This window comes from Carnobacterium divergens DSM 20623 (genome assembly GCF_000744255.1).
Taxonomy (GTDB): Bacteria; Bacillota; Bacilli; order Lactobacillales; family Carnobacteriaceae; genus Carnobacterium; species Carnobacterium divergens.
In genome coordinates, this window is sequence record NZ_JQLO01000001.1 from 1,045,303 (window position 1) to 1,063,631 (window position 18,329).

The window sequence follows — 18,329 nt, forward strand, 5'->3', positions numbered from 1 at the left end:
AATATAAATTAATAGTTTTCATAGTAGTCCTTATTGGCATCCTCTAATTTATCTCGCAATAAATTATTTTTTACAATCCATTGATTGGTATCATTTTTCTGATTATTCATCTGGATACATCCTTTCTGAGGTTAATAAATGATTGACTTTCTTTACCAAACCATTCCACTGGTTGTCAAATTCTTGCAGATACAATTGACCTTCTTTAGTTAAGAAAAAATATTTACGGTCAGGACCATCATGGGAAGGAAGTATTTTACTTTCTATGAACTGTTGCTTCTCAAGTTTTTGTAAAAGAGGATAAACCGTTCCTGCAACAATAGTAGTAAATCCATAACTTTTTAAAATTTGAACAAGTTCATAACCATAAACTTCACGGTCTGCAATAATTGACAACACACAGCCTTCCAATACACCCTTTAATAATTGAGTTTCTTTCAAGTCACTCCCTCCTCTCTAGTATGCTTTACATACTAGTCAATTACAGTATAAAATAAATCCACTAGTTTGTAAAGCATACTAGTGGATAAAATGATTTTCTAAAATAACACATAATAAAAATAAGTTAAAGCAGAGACTTCGTTTAAAAATTTGGGATAGCCTCTTCTTTTATACTAGTTATTGACTAAAAGGCACCTCCGCCTCCGCCTCCAAAACCTCCTGAAGATCCACCACTAAATCCACCACCAGTTCCGCCGGCATTACTTGAATTTGAAATAGCACTTCCCATTGCGTTCGTAAAACTACTTTCAAAAGCACTATTAAAGGCACCATTTGCCCCCATGTTCCACGCTGCTCCATACAGGTAGTAATGTCCTACATTCATCGTCCCCAAATCTGCTTGTGGAAATTGGACTGCTAAAGCTTTAATGACTTCTTTTGAAACCCCAAGAGAAATGGCATACACTAGGAAATGATCCCATAAAATTAGCGAACCAACATCTGCCATTTTCAAATTGCTAACGTCTTGTAACATCTGTTTAAAAGACGCCCACTGCTTAAGTGCGGTCTCACCTTCCAAATTGCGAACTGGAAAATAGCCGATCCATTGAATGAAACCAATCGTTGCTGCTAAAACTACAATAACTGCAACTATTGGATAAAAGCCATTTAACATCAACATAGTCATGATCGTACTTACTCCGATCAAGGTTAAAGTTCCCCCATAAATCATTGCAAGTGTGAAAGCTTTTTGGCTACTTGATTTGATGTAGCCTAAGTTCGTTGAAGCTTTTTTTACTTTTTGTTGCCAATTTAAATATTTTTTTGTAAATATTTCTGCTTTTTTCACATCTTTTTTTCCGTAATCCTCAATTTGTTTTAAGGTTACTTTTTGGCCATCTCCAATTTTCTCAATCAACCATGTCTGTAAATAAATTTCATGCTCAAGTAAATGAGCGGGTTTTGATGGAATCACTTTCTCAATTAAAAAAGTTTTTTCAATTTTTTTATTTTTTCTTTTAATTGGTATTTCAATCTCAATTTCTTCGATTGTAAGTTGACCTTTACGAACTAAATCCATAATGGTTGCTGTTAAGTCCGTTGTTCTCGGTAACTGATTCGTCGTCGCGTGGTACATTACAGCTGGGGTAATATCTGCTGGAATATCATACAGATGCTCTGGAACTCCAATTGAGAATTTTTTTTTGCCTGCTACTTTTCGAACATGTAGTGAACCAAAAATTAAAATAATAACGGATAAAACTGCAAAACCATAGCTTATGCCCATTACCATTTTACGTTCTTTAGTTGCTTTTTCTGCAGCTATTTTTTCTGATTTAAGAATCTTGTTTAATTGCTTAGTATTTACTTTGTTTTGATTTTCACTAGTAATAGTAGTCGGAAAAATGACTCTTGCTTCAATTGGACTATTCGCTGGATTTTTTTTGATTGTTAATTGAACCGTATTCTCATTCGCTAATTTTATGCTACCATTTAAGGAGCCGTGTGCCCATGCGCGTAACTCGTCACTTTTTGTTCCCTTAGGTAAATGAATTGTTATATGGACATCATTTAGCGTATCTTGCCACTCTTCACCAATAACAATTTGATTTAATTCTGCAATATCTTCATAGTTTGTCACCACATTTTTTAAATGATAACGATAAATAACGGCTTGCTTTTCATTTGTTACTTGATTGAACACTTTAAACTTAGCTATTCCATTATTTTTTGTTAGTTGATACGTGTTATTTTTCCCTGAATTATCCTCTGTGTATGGCGCTGTTTCTTTTCCTCCAAACGGTTGTGTTCGAATTTCAATATCTGAAATGGATGAATCATTTCGTCGTCCAGTTAAATTTAAATCGTAAAATACACCATTAAACGTTCCGTCAAACTGATACAACATTCGCTCTTCATAGTTTGCGCTACCATCTTTTTGCAGCTGAATATCGACATTGTATTGATCAATTGAGTAAGAACGTTCTGCATTTACATTATTCGGAAAACTTAGCCCTATTCCAATGATTAGAATTAAACCAACTATATATTTTTTCATTTTTTTCCCTCCATTTTTCATTGACTCCTTAGTTACATTATGACACAGATGTTGTTTTTTCGGTAGTCAAACTATACGAATTTTAGGGATAAAAAAAGACTCTTAATCAGAGTCTTTAGTGATTTAAAATCCAACTTGATTAAGAATGTCTTCTAATAAATTAGGATTAAATTTTTGTTCCCGTAGCATTTTAATTTCATAGCCATATGGTGCTTTTTTGTCTTTTTTATCTTCGCCAACATAAGGTGTTTCTAGAATTTTAGCTAGTCCTTTTAATTCTGGATGATGCACAATTTTATTTAGCGCATCAAAGCCAATTGTACCAAATCCAATATTGGCATGTCGGTCTTTGTGACTACCTTGTGGATTTTTTGAGTCGTTGATGTGCATCACTTTTAAGCGATCTAATCCAATAATTTTATCAAATTCTGTCAAAACTCCGTCAAAATCTTCTCGGACATTGTAGCCTGCATCATTCGTGTGGCAAGTATCAAATGTGACAGATAATTTATCATTTAATGTTACGCCATCCATAATTCGAGCCAATTCATCAAAGGAACGACCTATTTCTGTTCCTTTTCCAGCCATTGTTTCCAGAGCGATTTGAGCTACTTGGTCTTTGTGTAAAACTTCGTTAAGCCCCTTAACTATTTGGGCAAGTCCAGCATCTACCCCCGCTCCAACATGAGCTCCTGGATGCAAGGTAATTTGAGTTGCGCCTAGTGCTTCCGCTCGAACAATTTCTTGGCGTAAAAATTCTGTTGCAAAACCAAAATTCTCTGGTTTAATTGTATTTCCTAAATTGATGATATACGGGGCATGGACCACTATATTCGATAAGTGATGCTCCTTCATATATTCTTGACCAAGTGGAATATTCATTTCTTCAATTGGTTTTCGTCTAGTATTTTGCGGGGCTCCTGTATAAATCATAAACGTATTTGCTTGGTAACTTGCTGCTTCTTCAGCTGATCCTAGCAACATTTTTTTTCCACTCATTGAAACATGACTTCCTAATAAAACCATTTTTTCACTTCTCCCTTTTTCCCATTTTCCTCTTAATCATTGTATGTGATATTTCTTAAAAGTACAAATTATTTATTTTCTTTTGTTACACTCTATTTTTTAGGAATAAAAAATAAAGCGTGTCTTAATTAAAGACACGCTTTATTATCAATTGACAATCGTTACCTGACTCGCTTTCACTAGGTTTTCTGTTACTACACTGGTATCGCAAAATAAATCTGCTGCTTGCTGTTTGCGCTCATTAAAAAATAAAATCAAGTACAATGCATACATAAAGAACCAAACTTGCATTAAGTAGCGCCCGAAGCCTTCTCTTACAATAACGGTTCCCCAACTTAAATTTTCTTCTCTAAAACAAACTACCCGTAAGCCAAAAATCATTTTCCCAATCGTTTGCCCATTGCTTAATTTTGTCATTAAAACAAAATACAGTAGAAAAACTGCTAAGTGTGCTAAAGCATAAGGTGAATAAGGAACAGTCGATTTTTCTATTTGAAAAGCTGAAAAAATAGGATCCACTATAATTCTACCGATGCTTCCCACGACAATTAAATCGACTAGATAAGCAAAGAATCGCAACCAAAATCCTGCATAAAAATAATTTGGATAACGGTGATACGGTTTTTCAGCTAAATCTTCTTCCACTTGTTTTTCATGTAAATAACGTCTTCTAATTTCACGACTTAAAGCTAATTCTTTTTCTTTAGCTTCTTTATTTTCTATATCATTGAGTTTCTCTTCATATCTTAGCTTTGTATCCTCTGTATCATTCTCATCGCTTATTTCTTTTTCAACGACAGCTTGATCTAAGGCTTGAGTAAATTCTTCCATTTCTATTTCCTTTTGAAAATCATTTAAATCAAATTGTTTTGTTTCGTCAATTTCTCCATCAATTTTTTTATCTAAGAAATCATTTGACATTTTACTCACCTCCGTACAGATACATCATTTTAGGAGAATTCGTTGTTCCAAATTTACTCATCATACCATCCAATTCACTTAATACCGAATTTTTAGGTGAAATCATTTGACTTGCTTTTGATGTAAATAAACTCGATAGACTTGGACTAGCTGCTTGATATTCAAATAATTCTGCTTCTTTTAAGGAGTAATCTTTTCTCATCGCTTTGATTACATCTTCTTGGTAGCCGATTTCATCTACTAAACCCGCTGCTTTTGCTTGTGCGCCATCGTAAATTCGCCCATCTGCTAATTCTCTCACACGAGACTCATCCATGTGACGACCTGTTGCAACGACATTTACAAAACGGCCATAAGAATCATCGATCATTTGTTGTAAAATAGCACGGTCCTCTTCTGTCATTGGGCGACTAGCTGAGCCAATATCCTTAAATTCTCCACTTTTAATGGTTGTATCACTAATGCCTAGCTTTTCAAATAAACCACTGTAATTTGAGCCTGACATAATCACACCAATTGAACCAGTCATGGTTTCATCTGTTGCAAAAATTTTCTCAGCATTTGCTGACACATAATAGCCCCCACTGGCAGCCATATTCTTCATTGATACATAAAGTGGTTTCTTAGTTTTTTCTTTAATTTCGACTAATTTATCTTTGATTTGAGCACTTTCATACGTCCCACCACCTGGAGAATTGACGGATAAAACAATTCCTTTAATAGTGTCGTCTTCTTCGATTTTTTGCAATTCACTCATAAATAGTTGATGGTCGTAACTTGCTGTATTAAACATACCCGACGTACCACCAGATAAAATGGTTCCTTCAATCGTTAACAAAACGATTCGTTGATTAGCTTTTCCAGCTTCAATGACATTCTCTGAAAGTGAATCCTCTCCACCTAATAACTCATTAATTGAGTTTGTTGAGCTGGCATTCTTTTTTGAAATCTCCATAACTCCTGTAGCAACAATTGATGCTACAAATAATATTATTGCTGAAACAATTGCAATCCATCTTTTTTTATTCACTTTTTATTCCTCCAATGCTAATTTAAATTCTTCTTATCTTTATTTTGACAAATTTTATGACGCATTACAAGCTTTATCCTAAAATGGCTCCACTTAACGAAAGAAAGTCTTGTAAGAATTCTTCCATTTCTCACAAGACTTTTTCTCTTATTCTTCTTCGGTTGTTTCTTCTTCAATTCTTGTTGTTGCAAGTGACAACTCATCTAATTGTGCTTCACTGACAACACTTGGTGCTGACGTTAATGGATCTGATGCACGCCCATTTTTAGGGAAAGCAATCACTTCCCGAATATTTTCTTTGCCTGCTAATAGCATTGCTAAGCGGTCTAAACCAAGTGCAATTCCGCCGTGTGGTGGGAATCCATAATCTAATGCTTCTAATAAGAAACCAAATTGTTCTTCTGCTTCTTCTTTTGAGAATCCTAATGCTGCAAACATTTTTTCTTGTAATTCTCTTGTGTGGATACGAAGAGATCCACCACCTAATTCATACCCATTTAAAACGATATCATAGGCTTGCGCGTAAACTTCTCCAGGACTCGTTGTTAATTTATCAATGTCACTCTCTTTTGGCATTGTAAATGGATGATGAGCTGCAGTATAGCGTCCATTTTCTTCATCGTATTCCAATAAAGGCCAGTCAATGATCCAAAGAAAAGCAAATCTAGTTTCATCGATTAATTCTAATTCTTTTCCTAATTTATTTCTCAATGCTCCTAAAGCGTCGGCTACAATTGATTTTTTATCTGCTACAAATAATAATAAGTCACCTGGTTCTGCATTCGTTGCAGCGATTAAGCGTTCTGCGTCCTCAGTAAAGAATTTAGCAATTGGCCCTTTTAAGCCATCCTCTTCCATTTTTAGCCAAGCCAAACCTTTCGCACCGTATCTGCCAACAAATTCTCCTAAGCCGTCAATGTCTTTTCTTGAATACTTGTTAGCTGCACCTTTTGCATTAATTGCTTTTACTTCGCCGCCATTTTCGATAGCTCCACTAAAGACTTTAAAGCTAGAATCTTTTACTATCTCGTTTAATTGGATTAATTCTAAGTCAAAACGGATATCTGGTTTATCTGAACCGTATCGGCTCATCGCTTCATCGTAACTCATTTGTGGAAGGGGCAATGAAATATCAATACCTTTTGTTTCTTTCATTACTTTTCTCAATAATTCTTCTGTAAAACCTTGAATTTCATCAGCTTCTAAGAAACTTGTTTCAATGTCAATTTGCGTAAATTCAGGCTGACGGTCACCACGTAAATCTTCATCTCTAAAACAGCGAACGACTTGATAATAACGATCAAATCCAGCTCCCATCAACAACTGTTTAAATAATTGCGGGGATTGTGGCAATGCGTAGAAATGACCTGGGTGTACTCTAGAAGGGACTAAGTAATCTCTTGCACCTTCGGGAGTTGATTTTGTTAAATAGGGCGTTTCAATATCAATAAACCCAGTGTTATCAAGGTAGTTACGAATTGATTTAGTAATTTCATGACGTAAAATAAAGCTCTTAGTCATTTCTGGACGACGTAGGTCTAAATAACGGTATTGCATTCTTTTATCGTCTGAAACGCTGACGCCGTCTTCAATGTAGAATGGTGTCGTTTTTGCTTTATTTAAAATCGTAATTTCGTTTGCTTCGATTTCTAACATTCCTGTTGCAATATTTTTGTTAATTACTGAAGCATCTCTATTTACAACTTTACCTGTAATTTCAAGTACATATTCACTTCGAACATTTTCGGCAATTTCTAGTGCTTCTTTTGAAAAATCTGGATTGAAAACAACTTGTATAATGCCTTCACGGTCACGTAAATCGATAAAGATTAAACCACCCAAATCTCTACGTTTTTGCACCCAACCTTTAACTGTAATTACTTCTCCTAATAAATCTTCTGAAACTTTTCCACAATAAACTGTACGTTTTGCCATTTGAGTTGCTCCTTTTTAGTTGGTTTTAGTCTTTGTTAAAAAATTCATTAAATGCTGTCATATCTGTTGTTTGTAAATTATAGACTTTATCAAAATCGCGGTAAATATTTTTTAATGACACTTTTTCTTGTTTTCCTGTTTTCATCACTTTGAAATTCACTTCACCATTTGCAAGTTCTTCTTCTCCAATAGTAATTACAACTTTTGCACCTAATTTATCAGCTGTTTTAAATTGAGCCTTTATTTTTCGATTTAGGTAATCACGCTCTGCTGAAAAACCTGATTCACGAATGGTTTGAACTAATTTTAAGGTTTCAATATTAGTTTCTTCTCCTAGTCCGACCACGTATACATCTAACTCATCCAGATCTGGAATTTCAATTTGTTCAGCTTCTAAAGCTAACATTAATCGTTCCAAGCCCATTCCAAAACCAAAGCCCGGTGTTTCAGGTCCGCCAACTTCTTCGACTAAACCATTGTAACGTCCGCCTGCACATAGCGTTGTAATAGCTCCAAAGCTCTTAGCATCACTCATAATTTCAAAAATAGTGTGATTGTAATAGTCCAATCCACGTACCATATTCGAATCAATTTCGTAAGGAATCTCCAACGCTTCTAAAAGAAGTTTAACGGAATTGAAATAAGTTGCGGATACTTCATTTAAGTAATCCAAAATAGATGGAGCATTTGCAACAATTTCCTTATCTTTTGGATCTTTACTATCCAAGACACGTAAAGGATTTTTGTGTAAGCGAACTTGTGAGTCATGGCTTAATTCATCAAAATGAGGTTCTAAAAATGCAATCAATGCCGCGCGATAGGCATCACGACTTTCTTTATCCCCTAATGTATTAATAACCAATTTAATATTTTTTAATCCTAGCTGATTAAAAATATCCATTGCCAATGCCATTGTTTCAACATCTGTTGCTGGATTATCGCTACCAAATACTTCGGCGCCTAATTGGTGGAATTGACGCATACGTCCGCCTTGTGGACGTTCATAGCGAAACATTGGTCCCATGTAATATACTTTATACGGCTTAGCAAATTCCGGTCCGAATAATTTATTTTCAACAAATGCACGAACAATCGCTGCTGTCCCTTCTGGACGAAGTGCCATATGACGATTCTTTTTATCCATAAAGTCATACATTTCTTTAGAAACAATATCACTGGTTTCTCCTACACCACGTGAGAACAAATCATAACTTTCAAAAATTGGCGTTCTCATTTCATGAAATTGGTAATCTCTCATAATCATACGTGCAATTTCTTCCACATATTGCCATTTTTTTGAATTTCCTGGTAATAAATCTGCTGTGCCTTTTGGTCTTTGAATTGCCATTTTAAAACACTCCTTAGATAATAATTAGTTGAATAATGCTATTTGTAAAATAAAAAAAGCCCGCCCTTATTCTATATAGAATAAGGACGAGCGAAATGAATTAGACCGTGGTACCACCTTTTTTTGAAAGCAATGGATGCTTTCCTCAACGATTAACGCTCGTAAACGTAACAGCTTTGCACTGTTAACCCTCCAGAGTGTCTTTCAATCAAAATTACGGGAATCTTTTTCAGCCATCGAAGATCCTCTCTTTATACTCGCTAATTTTGTTTACTTTTTCTTTCATCAGGTAACTTATTAGATTATAACAAGATTACAAGAAACACCTTCCCTTGTCAAGAGATTATCTACAATTCTTTCGAACTTTTTTGAGAATTCGCTAAATTTTTGTTATTTTTCAATTAAAAAAATTGCTAATTACTAGGAAATATTGCTATAATTAAAGAGAAATCATTTTTTTGAAATTTGATTTATTTGGATAAGTAGAAAGTAGTGGATAAATGAATGGAACAGACAACAATACCGAGGAATCATAAAAAGACTTTTTTACTTTTTTTCATTCTATTAATTAGCCTTACTGCTTTTGCTACAATGGCTTTAGCAAATTATAGTACGATTAAAATTGACGCCGCTGTAGTAAATGTTCGAACTGGACCGGGTTTATCTTATGATACGATGACCCAAATCGGTGCAGGAGATCGAGTCAATATTTTAGAAGAAAAAAACAACTGGTACAAAGTGCGTTTAAGCAATGACAAAATTGGTTGGGTTGCGAGCTGGCTCGTAAATAATACTGAAATCAGTGCTGCTACAAATACCATGGGAACTGTTACCGGAGAAAAAATTAACATTCGCAGTGAAAGCAACGATCAAGCAGCAATCATTGGTTCTGTTACAAAGGGAACAGAATTAACTGTGTTGTATCAAGAAAATGGTTGGACTCAAATTCAATACAATCAACAAGTAGCTTGGATTAGTTCAAAATTTATCGATGTAAAACCAGCTTCTGTTCAACAAGAAGCTCCGACGACTGTTAGTACAACTGATGAGAAATCAGCTTCAATCAAGACCATTACAATTCGAAATGAAGAAGCTAATATTCGAAGTGCACCAGGTACAACGTCTAGTTTAGTAACAACCGCTACTAAAGGTCAAAATTTTGACTATGTTGGAACAAGTGGCGATTGGTACCATATTCGAAATGATGCTGGTATTGATGGGTATGTCGCTAGCTGGTTAGTTGATTTATCTGCTGATACTTCTTCTGCACCACTGGCTAATGTTTCATCGTTAGCAGAAGCGACTGTCGTCATTGACGCAGGACATGGTGGGGATGATCCAGGCGCAGAAGCATCTACCTTTTACGAAAAAGAAGCGACGTTAAAAACCGCTCAAACATTAGCAGCTAAACTAAAAGCTGTCGGTGCGAATGTTATTTTAACGCGTGATTCAGATAAGAGCGTTAGTCTTCGCCAACGTCCAGCTATCAGTAACCAAGCTAAAGCTGACGTCTTTATCAGTATTCATTATGATTCAACGGAAAATGCGAATGATGGAAGCGGAACAACCACGTATTATTACCACGAACGTGACAAAGCACTTGCAAAAATAGTGAATGATGGACTGGCTAATGGTCCGTTGCCTAATAACGGTGTGCGTTTTGGTGATTTCCAAGTAACAAGAGAAAATACGCAACCTGCTCTATTGTTAGAGCTTGGTTATGTGAATAATACGACGGATAGTTCAATGATTAATACAGACAGTTATCGAGAAAAAATTTCAAATACTATTGTTCAATCTTTAAATCAATACTTTAAAAAATAATAAAAAATAGGATTTGATCCGTGGATCAAATCCTATTTTTTATTTTGATTGGCTGTCTATTATGATTGTAACTGGACCGTCATTTATTAACGAGACTTGCATATCGGCGCCAAATTCACCTGTTGCAACCGATATCCCCATGTCTTTTAACCCTTGATTAAAAGCTTCATATAAAGGAATTGCTTGTTCTGGTCTTGCTGATTTTATAAAACTTGGTCGATTGCCTTTTTTTGTATCAGCAAACAATGTAAATTGTGAAATTGATAAAATTTCGCCAGCTACATCGGTAATAGCTAAATTCATTTTTTCATTTTCATCTTCAAAAATACGCATCTTTGTTATTTTCCCTACTAAATAGTCCACATCTTCTTGAGTATCCTCTTCGTTAATGCCAACTAATAAGACTAATCCTTTTGATATCGCTCCTACTACCATACCCTCAATGGCAACTTCTGCTTTTTTACTTCGTTGAATTACAACTCTCAACTCATCGCCTCCACTTTTAAGATGTCATCCGTCTAACACTGTATACATCTGGAATCGTTTTAATTTTATCTACAATTTTTTGTAATTGATTTAAGTTTTGAATGCCAATCGTCAACGTAATTGTTGCCATTTTGTTGTTATCGATTTTCCCATTGACACTTGTTAAATTTCTCGTCATGCTATTTACAACTTGCAGAACCTCATTTAATAAGCCTGTTCTATTATAGCCTTCTACTTGAAGTTCCGCATCATAATCATGTCCTTTTGAAGCCGCATCTTCCCATTCCACATCGATTAATCGATTCTCGATATCATCCGCACCTTTGATATTAGGACAGTCTGCACGGTGGATTGAAACACCTCGACCCTTAGTAATATATCCAACGATTTTATCTCCTGGTACGGGGCTACAACAGCGACTAATTCGAACTAATAAGTTATCGACGCCTTGAATAACAATGCCACCTTCGTGACGAACTTTCATTTTTTCTGGCTCTTTTTTGATCTTTTTATCCATTTGATTCATGGTTTGAGTTTGCTTTTCAAGGTCACGTTCACGACGTTCTTTTTCAGTTAAACGATTTGCGATAATTAAGGCCGTTAATTCTCCATAGCCTACTGCTGCAAATAAATCGTCTTCACTTGTAAAATTAAACCGTTCTAAAAGTTCTTTGATGTGTTGTTTTGTTAGAAAGTCTTTTGGTGTAAATTGCATTTCTTGTAATTGTTTTTCCACCATGTCGCGACCCTTGTCGATATTCACTTCTCGGTCTTGTAATTTGAAGAAACGTTTTATTTTATTTTTCGCCTTACTTGTGGATACTAAATTAACCCAGTCTCGACTTGGACCGAATGAATTTGGTGACGTCATCACTTCAACGATATCGCCATTTTTGAGCTTGTAATTTAGGGGAACAATTTTACTATTAACCTTAGCTCCAATCGTTTTATTGCCAATTTCAGTGTGAATATTGTAAGCAAAATCTAATGGACCTGCTCCTGATGGCAATTCACTAACATCGCCCTTTGGTGTAAAGACATATACCTTATCTTTAAAGATATCCTCTTTTACACTTTCCATAAAGTCACTTGCATCATTAGCTTCATCTTGTAACTCAATAATGTCTCTAAACCAACTTAACTTCGTTCCAACTGGATCATTGTCGACTTTTTTAGTGATACCTTCTTTATACGCCCAATGCGCGGCTACCCCAAACTCGGCTACTTGATGCATTTCAAAGGTTCTAATTTGAACTTCAACAGGATTACCATTAGGTCCAATTACAGTGGTGTGTAGTGACTGGTACATATTAGCCTTTGGCATGGCAATATAATCCTTGAAACGCCCTGGCATCGGTTTCCAACGTGTGTGGATTGCCCCTAACACAGCGTAACAATCTTTGATAGAATCCACCATTACCCGAATTGCAAGTAAATCATAGATCTCATTAAATTGTTTCTTTTGATCTTTCATTTTACGATAAATGGAATAGATATGTTTTGGACGCCCATAAATTTCAGCTTTCATATTTAACTCATCAACTGATTCTTGAATTTTTGAAATAGAGTCTGCAATATAGGCTTCTCGTTCCTCCCGTTTAGAATTCATTAGATGAACAATTCGGTAATACTGTTGTGGATTTAAATAACGTAAAGAAGTATCCTCTAGCTCCCACTTGATACGACTAATCCCTAAACGATGTGCTAATGGTGCGTATATTTCAAGTGTCTCATTAGCAATTCTTCGTTGCTTATCTGGACGGTGGTGTTTTAAGGTACGCAAATTATGCAATCGGTCGGCTAATTTCACCATGATAACGCGTAAATCTTGCGCCATTGCTAACAACATTTTACGGTGATTTTCGGCTTGTTGCTCTTCATGAGATTTATATTTTATTTTCCCTAATTTAGTAACCCCGTCTACTAACATGGCTACTTCTGGTGAAAATTCTCTTGAAATATCTTCTAAGGTCATGTCGGTATCTTCTACAACGTCATGTAAAAAACCAGTTGCAATTGTTGCAGGATCCATTTTTAATTCTGCTAAAATCCCGGCAACTTGGATTGGATGAATAATGTAAGGCTCTCCTGATTTTCTAAACTGTCCTTCATGAGCATGAGTCGCATAATCACATGCTTTTTTGACAAATGCCACATGGCTACTGTTCATATAAGTTGTGGTCAATGCGATTACTTCACCAGCTGAATAATCTTTATTTTTGGGCATAACGTCACCTTCTTTTCCTCTTTTTGTAAGTAGGCCTTCAACGACTTATCGTTAGGCTTGTTGTAAAAAGAAGCGCTCAAAAAGAGCGCTTCTTTACTTTTTACACTTTTATTAATTATAACTTTAATTTCTCTTAAATTCAAACAGAATAATAACTTTTAACATTTTTCCAAAGAAAAAAACTCTTTTAAAAATGTGTTTTAAAAGAGTCCTTCTGTATTCTTAATAATCGGTTGCCGCTACTTGTCCTTCCATGATTGCCACACCACTTGAAGCGCCTAAGCGAGTTGCACCAGCTTCTATAAGAGCTGTTGCATCTTCCAAACTACGAACTCCACCACTTGCTTTGACACCCATTTCTGGTCCAACGGTTCCACGCATTAGACGAATATCAGCAACAGTGGCGCCTCCAGTTGAAAAGCCAGTTGAGGTTTTAACAAAATCTGCTCCTGCTTTTTTAGCAAGTTCACATGATCTTACTTTTTCTTCCTCCGTCAAAAGTGCTGTTTCAATAATCACTTTTGACAGTGCTTGGTCTTTGGCAGCATCCACAACGCCTTTTATATCATGTAATACAAGTTCATCGTCATGATCTTTTAGTGCACCGATATTAATTACCATATCAACTTCTGTTGCACCATTACGAATCGCATCATTAGCTTCATATGCCTTTGTTTCTGGGGTGTTTGCTCCAAGTGGGAACCCAATAACTGTACAGACTTTCACTTGACTACCTTCTAAAAAAGCTGTTGCTTTTTTTACCCAAGTTGGATTCACGCAGACAGACATAAAATCGTATTGTACTGCTTCTTCACAAAGAAGCTTGATTTGTTCTTCCGTAGCCTCTGGTTTTAGTAAGGTATGATCAATGTACTTGTTTAATTTTTCTATCATATCGATTCCTACTTTCTGTTAGTTTATAGTATTAGTATACTTGAACCTGTATGCGCTTATCAACTCTTAGTGATTCAATTCTAATTGATAAGAAATTGCAGAAAGTGCGTATAAAGGAGCCGTTTCTGTTCGTAAAATACGTGGTCCTAATGCGCATAAAACAAATCCTGCTTCGCTAAGTTTGGTAACCTCTTTTTCAGATAACCCACCTTCTGGTCCAAAAACAAGAAGAACTTTTTCACCAGGCTTTAATTTTTTTAATGCTGTTGCAAACTGACTACCTTCATTTTGTTTGGCACTTTCTTCGTATGCCACTAAACAGACATCATATGAACGACTTTTAACGATCAACTCTGTTAAAGAAAGAACAGTTGAAATGACTGGGACTTGCGTTCGATGAGATTGTTCTGCTGCTTCTAAGGCGATTTTTTCTAAGCGTTGAATTTTTTTGCTAACTTTTTTAGGCTCCCACTTTGAAATGGAGTAGGTTGCTGCAAAAGGAATAAATTCACTTGCTCCAAGCTCAGTCCCCTTTTGGACAATCAATTCTAGCTTATCACCTTTTGGCAAGCCACTAACGATTGCGACTTCAACTGGCAATTCCTTTGTTTGCTCTTCATCGTAAAGCCATTTACAAATGACTTTATCCGATTCAATTCCTTTAATTTCTGCAATAAAGGATGGACCTTTAGGTAAGACTAGAAAAACAGTCTCCCCTTCTTTCATCCTCATTACTCGCACCATATGATGGTATTGTTCTCCCTCTATCTCAATTGGCTGTGTTTGGTAATCGGAAAGAGATTCTTCAAGAAAGTAACGTTGCATTTAGTCTTCCTCCAACTGTTTTCTAGCAATGATAGCAAACCAATCTTTCATTTGTTGAACTTGTTCAATTTCAAATCCTTGAGCTAATAACTGCTCTAATACCGTATCTTTTTTACTATCGATAATTCCTGAAGTAATAAACAACCCATTTGGTTTTAACACGCGCCATGCATCTTCAATTAATAATAAAATAATTTCAGCTAAAATATTCGCCATAACAATATCTGCTTCAATTGAAATACCTTTAAGTAAATCATTCGCTGCAACTTGAACTTCTTTTGCATAGTCATTTAAATCCATATTTTCTTTTGCTGCTCTAACGGCTACCTCATCTAAATCATAAGCATAGACGTCTCCTGCTCCTAACGCTTTACTGGCAATGCTTAAAACACCAGAACCAGTCCCCACATCTAAAATCGTTTCGCCACCGACAATCGACGTTTCTAATGCTTGCATCGATAAACGTGTGGTAGGATGTGTTCCTGTTCCAAAGGCTAAACCTGGATCAAGGCGAATAATGCGTTCGTCAGAAAACTTAGGTGTGTATTCTTCCCAACTTGGAACAACTGTCATAAAACGCGTTACTTGCAATGGATGATAGTATTTTTTCCAAGCCGTTGCCCAGCTTGTATCGCTGACTTCACTTGTTTTAACTTCATTTGGTCCAATATCTAGGCCAAAGGTTTTCAACTCTAGAATTCGTTGTTGAATGCTTGGTAAAATTTCTGGTAAGAAAATCGTTTCTGGAAAATAGGCTTTAATGACGACCCCTTCTTTTGAGTAGTCCGCTTCATCTAATGCCCAAATTTGACCAAATCCATCGTCTGGTGTATTTTCAAAATCAGAAAGATCTTCAATTGATACACCGCTTGTTCCTGCTTCCACTAATATATTCGAAACGGCTTCAACCGCTTCGCTTGATGTTAATACACTCACTTCTGTCCATTTCATGTTTCATTCCTCCAACGCTTTTTAAAATTTAGGATATGCTGCCAATTCAGTGTTGTATCGTCCTGTTTCACGATACGTTTCAAGGGTTCCCTTAAAGTCTGCCTCATTCCAGTTCAATTCAAATGTTTCGATTGTTGGATCTGTTGCAAAATCTAATAAGTCTGATTGTCCTTCTGTCATCACAATGCGTAATTGTTTAATCACAGCATCAATTAATCCTTTTTCTATCCCCTTTTTACTATCAAATGGAATAGCTACTAAGTAGTCTGCTAAATCCAATGTCGTTTTTTTAGGGTCATAGAAAATGATAGCATCTTCAAATTCAATAATATCATTTTCCGTAACGGTGCCTTCTACATCTTCGATAACCGTCTCAGCTAAGTCAACTTCTGCAAAGATAGAACAAAAAATTTCAACTGCTGTTTGGCGTTTATTCCATTGTACCATCCAATCAAATTCTAAATGAGCCTCGTCCATTACTTCCTCAATATACGTTACACAATCTAATTTTGCCATTTCTATTCCTCTTTTCATCGATTATTTTCTAACCAACCATTATTTCCGTCTATTTTTCCTCTACGTTTAGAGACATAAGGATTTCCTGCAACACTATAACGCAAGGGTGCCTCTGTCCATTTACCTTTATTAGGAATACCGATTCGTGGTGATACATCAATAGACACTGGGATTTTTCTTTTTTCTTTAGCTATATACAAAGGCTTTTCATAAATCTTACTACCATCATCCGTTTGATTAATTGCAAAGGCTTTTGTTAATTTACCAGGCCCATTAGAAACTTCTATGCCTGTTTTGCCTCGTCTAGTCTCCATTAATTCAAGTCCCATAAGAGGCTCGATGCCACGAATTAATACAGCTTCCGGATTCCCCTCTTCTTTTACGACTAAATTTAACATTTGATGAGTATGCATTTGATAGACGTAAATTGTACCTGCTTCTTCGTACATGGATTTTAAACGGGGAGTGTTTTTCCCATTAAAACTGTGAGCTGCTTCATCGATTACACCTAAATAAGCTTCGGTTTCAACAATCCATCCACTAACAGTGCCCTCAGGTGTTTCTTTTACAAGCAATCTGCCTAACAAAGATTTTGCAATTTCTTCAGTTGTTTTACTGCTATCTAACCATGGCTTCATATCACGATACGATTCCTTTCATTTCCTCCATTATAGTATACATGAAAATCCTTTATTCTGTTACTATAAATTAAGCTTTCTTGACAAACGAGCTTAATTATTTCAATATAATAAGAAGAACAATCGTAAGAGAGGGGGATTTTTCATGATTCGTTATCCAATTTGGGATCGTCAGAAAAAAATCGGTGTCACAGCACCATCAAGTGGCGTTCAAAAAGAGTTGCAACCCATGCTTTGGATGGCTATTAACTATTTTAAAAATCAAGGGCAAGAAGTCATCGTAACACCTAACGTTTGGACGCAAGAAAAAGTCGTTTCCAGTTCAGCTTATGTGCGAAACAACGAATTAAACGCGCTACTTACAAATCAAGAAATTAGCTTAATCATTCCGCCTTGGGGTGGTGAATTATTATTGGAAATGTTGCCGTTAATCGACTTCAATTCATTTCCAACAAAATGGCTATTGGGGTATTCCGATATTAGTGGCTTGTTATTAGCTATTACTTTAAAAACAGGTATCGCAACCGCTCATGGAACAAATTTTATTGATTTACGTGGAACAACAATGGATGACACAACGGCAAGTTACCAAAAGGTATTAACTACATTACCCTATAAAAGTGTCACGCAACAGTCTTCTTCTTTTTATCAATCAAAATGGGACTTTGAAAAAACCAATAATAGTCCATTTTATCTCGATACGCCTACAAAATGGCGTCATATTGATCCCACAATAACTAGTCAGCATTTAGAAGGACGTGTTCTTTGTGGCTGTATTGACATTATTCGCCATTTGATTGGTACCCCTTTTGGAGATGTAGAAGCTTTTTGGCAAGAACATATTCCTGATGAACCTGTGCTTTGGGTACTTGAAAACTGTGAACTCAATAGTGCTGATTTGAGAAGAAACTTGCTTCAAATGCACTATGCAGGCTGGTTTAAGCATTGCACTGGAATTTTATTTGGTCGTAGCAATGCCAATGAGGTTTTTGAGGATTATCATTTTATAGATGTCTATCAAATACTTGCGGAGGAATTACAGATTCCCATTCTTTACGACATTGATTGTGGTCATGTTCCTCCACAGTTAACGTTTATTAATGGTGCCTATCTTGAAGTAAGCTATTCAAATGGACACGCCACTGTGATTCAAACATTTAATTAAAAAAACAAGACTATTCAGTTTATCCCTGCTTAGTCTTGTTTTT

16 protein-coding genes and 1 other annotated feature are annotated in these 18,329 nt (G+C 35.8%); of the genes, 2 read left to right on the top strand and 14 right to left on the bottom strand.

Translation table 11 applies throughout. The features are described 5' to 3' along the window. Nucleotides 1-102: 102 nt before the first annotated feature. From BR52_RS05130 to hisS, 7 genes are all read right to left on the bottom strand, one after another. A complete protein-coding gene (locus BR52_RS05130; RefSeq protein ID WP_034569910.1) occupies nucleotides 103-441 on the bottom strand; it encodes a PadR family transcriptional regulator in 339 nt (112 codons plus the stop codon). Nucleotides 442-625: 184 nt separating this feature from the next. Continuing rightward, complete coding sequence (locus BR52_RS05135; protein WP_034573521.1) at nucleotides 626-2,500, bottom strand: DUF2207 domain-containing protein; 1,875 nt, start codon at nucleotides 2,498-2,500, stop codon at nucleotides 626-628. Between the two features lie 123 nt (nucleotides 2,501-2,623). Then, a complete protein-coding gene (locus BR52_RS05140) occupies nucleotides 2,624-3,526 on the bottom strand; it encodes a deoxyribonuclease IV (protein WP_034569913.1) in 903 nt (300 codons plus the stop codon). 147 nt (nucleotides 3,527-3,673) lie between these two features. Further along, nucleotides 3,674-4,447 (bottom strand): RDD family protein, encoded by a 774-nt coding sequence (locus BR52_RS05145; protein ID WP_034569916.1) that lies wholly within the window; start codon nucleotides 4,445-4,447, stop codon nucleotides 3,674-3,676. Nucleotide 4,448: 1 nt separating this feature from the next. Further along, on the bottom strand, nucleotides 4,449-5,477 hold the full coding sequence (sppA, locus tag BR52_RS05150; protein ID WP_034569919.1) for a signal peptide peptidase SppA: 1,029 nt from the start codon (nucleotides 5,475-5,477) through the stop codon (nucleotides 4,449-4,451). Nucleotides 5,478-5,624: 147 nt separating this feature from the next. Next, on the bottom strand, nucleotides 5,625-7,412 hold the full coding sequence (gene aspS / locus BR52_RS05155) for an aspartate--tRNA ligase (protein WP_034569922.1): 1,788 nt from the start codon (nucleotides 7,410-7,412) through the stop codon (nucleotides 5,625-5,627). Between the two features lie 25 nt (nucleotides 7,413-7,437). Further along, a complete protein-coding gene (gene hisS, locus BR52_RS05160) occupies nucleotides 7,438-8,760 on the bottom strand; it encodes a histidine--tRNA ligase (protein WP_034569925.1) in 1,323 nt (440 codons plus the stop codon). Between the two features lie 79 nt (nucleotides 8,761-8,839). Then, nucleotides 8,840-9,055, bottom strand: a binding site (T-box leader). A gap of 209 nt (nucleotides 9,056-9,264) precedes the next feature. Between hisS and BR52_RS05165 the strand changes: the two genes are divergently transcribed. Next, entirely contained in the window at nucleotides 9,265-10,584 is a 1,320-nt protein-coding gene (locus BR52_RS05165) for an N-acetylmuramoyl-L-alanine amidase family protein (protein WP_034569929.1), read from the top strand. 39 nt (nucleotides 10,585-10,623) lie between these two features. Here the strand turns inward: BR52_RS05165 and dtd are convergent, their stop codons facing one another. The 7 genes from dtd to BR52_RS05200 all read right to left on the bottom strand — a co-directional run bounded on the left by dtd (nucleotide 10,624) and on the right by BR52_RS05200 (nucleotide 17,121). Next, complete coding sequence (gene dtd / locus BR52_RS05170) at nucleotides 10,624-11,070, bottom strand: D-aminoacyl-tRNA deacylase (RefSeq protein ID WP_034569932.1); 447 nt, start codon at nucleotides 11,068-11,070, stop codon at nucleotides 10,624-10,626. A gap of 16 nt (nucleotides 11,071-11,086) precedes the next feature. Next, on the bottom strand, nucleotides 11,087-13,297 hold the full coding sequence (locus BR52_RS05175; RefSeq protein ID WP_034569937.1) for a RelA/SpoT family protein: 2,211 nt from the start codon (nucleotides 13,295-13,297) through the stop codon (nucleotides 11,087-11,089). Nucleotides 13,298-13,519: 222 nt separating this feature from the next. Beyond that, nucleotides 13,520-14,191 carry a deoxyribose-phosphate aldolase gene (gene deoC, locus BR52_RS05180; protein WP_034569940.1) on the bottom strand — a complete coding sequence of 224 codons (672 nt, stop codon included), beginning with the start codon at nucleotides 14,189-14,191 and terminating at the stop codon, nucleotides 13,520-13,522. A gap of 66 nt (nucleotides 14,192-14,257) precedes the next feature. Beyond that, nucleotides 14,258-15,016 (bottom strand): 16S rRNA (uracil(1498)-N(3))-methyltransferase, encoded by a 759-nt coding sequence (locus BR52_RS05185; RefSeq protein ID WP_034569943.1) that lies wholly within the window; start codon nucleotides 15,014-15,016, stop codon nucleotides 14,258-14,260. Further along, nucleotides 15,017-15,967, bottom strand: coding sequence for a 50S ribosomal protein L11 methyltransferase (gene prmA, locus BR52_RS05190; RefSeq protein ID WP_034569944.1), 951 nt, complete (start codon nucleotides 15,965-15,967; stop codon nucleotides 15,017-15,019). 21 nt (nucleotides 15,968-15,988) lie between these two features. Continuing rightward, on the bottom strand, nucleotides 15,989-16,483 hold the full coding sequence (locus BR52_RS05195) for a DUF3013 family protein (RefSeq protein WP_034569947.1): 495 nt from the start codon (nucleotides 16,481-16,483) through the stop codon (nucleotides 15,989-15,991). Between the two features lie 14 nt (nucleotides 16,484-16,497). After that, nucleotides 16,498-17,121, bottom strand: a complete 624-nt coding sequence (locus BR52_RS05200) for a DNA-3-methyladenine glycosylase (RefSeq protein ID WP_034569949.1) — start codon at nucleotides 17,119-17,121, stop codon at nucleotides 16,498-16,500. A gap of 145 nt (nucleotides 17,122-17,266) precedes the next feature. Between BR52_RS05200 and BR52_RS05205 the strand changes: the two genes are divergently transcribed. Further along, on the top strand, nucleotides 17,267-18,286 hold the full coding sequence (locus BR52_RS05205; protein ID WP_034569951.1) for a S66 family peptidase: 1,020 nt from the start codon (nucleotides 17,267-17,269) through the stop codon (nucleotides 18,284-18,286). Nucleotides 18,287-18,329 lie beyond the last annotated feature (43 nt).